The sequence below is a fragment of the Micrococcus sp. 093350064-1 genome, assembly GCF_053627955.1.
In genome coordinates this window covers 1-4,305 of sequence record NZ_JBSEYU010000023.1, presented here as the reverse complement: position 1 = coordinate 4,305, position 4,305 = coordinate 1, and the positions used below count along the sequence as shown (strand labels likewise).

Genomic DNA, 4,305 nt, shown 5'->3' with positions numbered 1-4,305 from the left:
TGGCCCGAGGGCTCGCCTGGGTTCTTCTCGTCGATCATGGTCATGATTCTTACCGTTCCTCTCGGTACGGCTTACACAGACCATCTGACACGCCCTCCCGCGGTGACCGCTTCTACTTCGCGGTCGACACGCCAACCGGAGTCAACGTGCTGCGGGATTCGTACACCACTCTGCCGGACGCAACTGCGCCGCACCCTCCACACCGGGATGAGCCTGCTGACCGACCGCCAAAAAGAACACCTCAGCGTCCTCTTCGCCCACGAGAAGCACGCCGCGGTCGAAGCGGCCTGGGAGATCTACCAGGCCATGGTCGCCGCGTATCGAGAATTCGACCGCGCAAAGGCTAAGGCCAAGATGGAGAAGGTGATCGCGGCGCTGAGCAAGAAGGTCCCCGACACCCTCGAGGAACTGGGCAAGCTCGGCCGGACACTGACCAAACGCGCCGCCGACGTGCTGGCGTTCTTCGAGCGACTGGGCACCAGCAACGGTCCGACGGAGGCGATCAACGGCCGGCTCGAACACCTGCGCGGCTCCGCCCTCGGCTTCCGCAACCTCACCAACTACATCGCCCGCAGCCTCCTCGAATCAGGCGGCTTCAGACCCTTGCTACACCCTCAAATGCGATGAGCCTCGAATGCAGGATCTTGTGCCGACAGCGGCGCACGATGGTCGCGGGGATCTCGAACAACCGTGCGCGAAACCGTTTGGGCTCCCAGCGACGTGCATCATGGCCGGCCAGCGCGATGGCCTGGATCCAGGCGACGATGACGCCGGCGAGCTGGACGATCTGGCACCAGACCTGGTTCTGCGCGAATCCCTGCAGCGGGAACTTCATCAGGCCCATGTCCTTGGCGTTGCGGATCCGGTCCTCGCAGCGCGCGCGGCGGCGGTGACGCAGCTCCAGCACTGGAAGCTGGCCGCGTGGGGCGTTGGTCGCGAACGCAGTGATCCGCATCCCTTTGTGATCGGTGATCCGTAGCTGCACTCCGGGGTGGGGGCGTTCCTTCCTTACGGTTACCCGCATTCCGGGGGCCACCCGGGCAGGTCCAGTAGTCCGGTCAGTTCCGCGACCCATGCCCCATCGCGGATCCCTTCGGTGTCGGTGTCGTAGGCAGGAGTCCACGCCTTCGCCTCATCAATACGTTCCAACAGGTCAGGAGTGTTCGCGGGGAGGGTGAACCCGACTGAGTAGGCCAGACGCTGCCGCTCCAGCCAGCCCGCGAAGTCCTTGGGGCCGCCGGCCCCGTCGGTGCGAATCAGGACCTTTTTCGATCCCCGCCCGCCCCGGCCCAGCAGGGCCGGTGGGAGCTGCGCAAGGGCCAGACGGGTGACGGCGATGTGATCGCTGGCGGTGTTCGAGCCCGCGTTGCCGGGGCGAAGGTGGATCGCGAGCGGTTCCCCGGTTCCTTCGCTGCCGTGGTCCAGGAACGCGTACAGAGGGTGGTAGCCGAAGCCGCGTTTGAACGTCGGGGCGGCTTGCTCCTTCTCACTGTGGACGTTGATCAGGGTGGCGTCGAGGTCGATGACCAGCGGGGTCTTCGCGCTCGTCCCCTCGGCCGGGGAATGCTCGCCGGCCAGGGCCCAGGCCTGCTCGCGCGCGGTCCTGCGAGCCCTGGCGATCGCGGTCATCACGGCGGGCGCGTCCTCAGCGAGGGTGGTGAGCGTGCGGGAGATCGTTGGGGCCGAGGCGACGTCACCGAACAGGCCCGGCTCGCACCGCAGCAGGTCGGTGTCACGGGCGACCTCCCCGCCCACCGCGAGAGTCATCGCGAGGTCCAGCAGGACCTTGGAGGCGTGATGCTCGGCCAGCGGTTTCGTCCATGAACCCAACGCTTCACGCAGCGAAGAGGCGAGGCCGGTGGCGTGGATCGTGTCGGTCAGCAGCACCGCGCCCGCATGCGAGGCCGCCGGGACCTCAGCGACGTCCACACGCGGGCGGGGGTAGAAGAACACGGTAGGGTGGGACACCTGAAAGGTGCTCCTTCCGGCCAGGGATTACGAGACTCGACACCCCGTATCATCCCAGGCCAGGAGCACCTTTCTCTATGACGCCCACCCGTCGAGACCACACCCCAGTGAAATCTCGAGGTCAGCGGGTGCTCGTGGCAGGGCCTGAACTGTGGTCCGTACACTCCTACTCATGGATGCGCTTGATATTGGACGGATCGTGGCCGGACTGGTGCTGCTGGTCTTGGGTGGGGAATTTTTGGTGCGTGGGGCGTCAGCACTGGCCGGACGTTTCGGGATTTCGTCATTGGTGATCGGTCTCACCGTAGTGTCAGCGGCGACGTCGGCACCCGAGTTCGCAGTGAGCGTCGGTGCTGTACTGCGTGATGAACCGGGGCTTGCCGTGGGCAATGCGGTTGGCAGCAACATCATTAATGTCCTGCTCATCCTGGGACTGTCCGCGCTGGTCGTTCCCCTCGCTGTAAAGCGGAGGCTGATCCGCTTTGACCTGCCCCTGATGGTCGTCTTGTCAGTTCTACTGCTCCTTGTGTCCCTGGATGGGAGGATCAGTGCGGTGGACGGGCTGATACTATTTTTCGGTGTGGTGGTCCACACCATAATGTCCGTGGTGATTAGTCGGCGGGACGCCAAGACCGCGGTGAATGCCCGGGAAGGGACAGGAGATTCGGCAACCGTCGATCCAGCCGACGAGGAAGGGGCTGCGCTAGGCGCCTCGGTCAGCAGGTCGCTCTTCTTTGTGCTGCTGGGGGTCGCGTTGCTGGTCGCCGGTGCCACGCTGCTCGTGGAAGGAGCAGTGAACATAGCCACCACGTTGGGCGTAAGCAGCCTCGTGGTCGGACTGACCGTTGTGGCTGTCGGGACATCGTTGCCCGAGCTGGCGACGTCCATCATTGCCGTGCGTCGCGGTGAACGCGACCTAGCGGTGGGCAACGTGGTCGGCAGCAATATCTTCAACATAGGGGTAGTGCTAGGACTAACCGCGCTCATCTCTCTTGAGGGCATTCCCGTATCCGGCGCCGCAGTGGCCTTCGATATCCCAGTAATGCTGGCGGCCGCAGTGGCACTACTGCCGATCGCGTTCACGGGCTTCGCGGTGGCGCGTTGGGAGGGCGGCTTGTTCGTGGTTTTGTACGCCGCCTACACCGGATACCTTGTGCTGGCTGCCACAGCGCACGATGCACTGGAGGGATTCACCGTAGCCATGGCGTGGTTCGTGCTGCCGTTAATCGCACTGACGCTCATTTCCTTTACAGCCTACGAAATCGGGCTCCGCAAGGGACGCCGAGACCTGGACCAGACCACGACTTCGACGTAGACCGTCGAGTGCATTCGGCTGCTGGCTTCATTCAGGTCGTCGGCTGAATGTAAATCGGCAAGAGATGACTGTCGGTTGGTGGTGTCATAGCGTCGTAGCAACACTCCCGGTCGGTGGGGGCTCGAGGCGAGGAGGCCTGGGATGGTGCGGCGGCGACTCACGTTCACGGAGCGGATGGAGATCTCGACGGGATCGAAGGCCGGGTGGGGAGTCCGGAAGATCGCGTCTCACCTGGGTAGATGCCCTTCGGTGGTCTCCAGAGAGCTTCGACCGAACTCGACGAAGACGCGCGGCTATCAAGCCGTGACCGCGGACGTGAAAGCGCAACGCCAGCGCTCTCGCCCACAGGTCCGGAAAGTGGCAAAGGACCCGGTACTCGAGGCCCGCGTCAACGCCGACCTCGCAGCGTCATGGATGCCGAACGAGATCGCGGGTCGCTTGCGTCTGGAGGCCGCAGACCCGACCGTTGAACGCATGGCGAACTCTCCCGACGCTCAGGGCCGCACCGTCAGCGGAGAAGCGATCTACCAGTACATCTACGCGATCCCCCGCGGAGAACTCGCCAAGCGTGGGATCTTCTTGCAGTCCAAACGGACCAAGCGCCGGCCCCGCACGCACGGCCGCTCCCGAGGCGGGCCGATCGTGGGGATGGTCCCGATCGCGGAGCGTGGCGAGGACGCGGCGAAGCGGCGGGTACCCGGGCACTGGGAGGGCGACCTGATCATCGGGAAGAACGGGTCCTCGTGGGCGGCGACGCTGGTGGAGCGGATGAGCGGGTTCACCGGCCCGCTCGCCCTGCCCTCGAAACACGCCGAGGGCCCCCGCGGACGCGGTGATCGAGTACTTCACCGAGCTGCCCCGGATGATGCAGACCTCGCTGGTAAGGGACCAGGGCAGCGAGATGGCGCACCACGCAAAGGTCTCCCCTGGGCTGACCCCGTTTCGTAGGTCCAGTCGTTATGAGAGTCGTCCTGTTGCCCGCGGTCGCGGGCAGGGAGACTGGTCAGATCATGACGAACAGC

At 64.9% G+C, this 4,305-nt stretch carries 1 protein-coding gene and 3 pseudogenes; 3 read left to right on the top strand and 1 reads right to left on the bottom strand.

All coding sequences use genetic code 11. The annotated features are described in order from the left end of the window. Positions 1-186: 186 nt before the first annotated feature. Positions 187-627 (top strand): annotated as a pseudogene (locus ACUW6W_RS11540) (ISL3 family transposase); the annotation flags it as partial. Here the strand turns inward: ACUW6W_RS11540 and ACUW6W_RS11535 are convergent. Then, positions 596-1,968, bottom strand: a pseudogene (locus tag ACUW6W_RS11535) (IS1380 family transposase). The pseudogenes ACUW6W_RS11540 and ACUW6W_RS11535 overlap by 32 nt on opposite strands. Before the next feature lie 172 nt (positions 1,969-2,140). On the opposite strand from ACUW6W_RS11535, the gene ACUW6W_RS11530 reads away from it, so the two are divergent. Next, positions 2,141-3,283 (top strand): calcium/sodium antiporter, encoded by a 1,143-nt coding sequence (locus ACUW6W_RS11530; RefSeq protein ID WP_043282823.1) that lies wholly within the window; start codon positions 2,141-2,143, stop codon positions 3,281-3,283. A gap of 141 nt (positions 3,284-3,424) precedes the next feature. Then, a pseudogene (locus ACUW6W_RS11525) lies at positions 3,425-4,208 on the top strand (IS30 family transposase); the annotation flags it as partial. Positions 4,209-4,305: the final 97 nt, after the last annotated feature.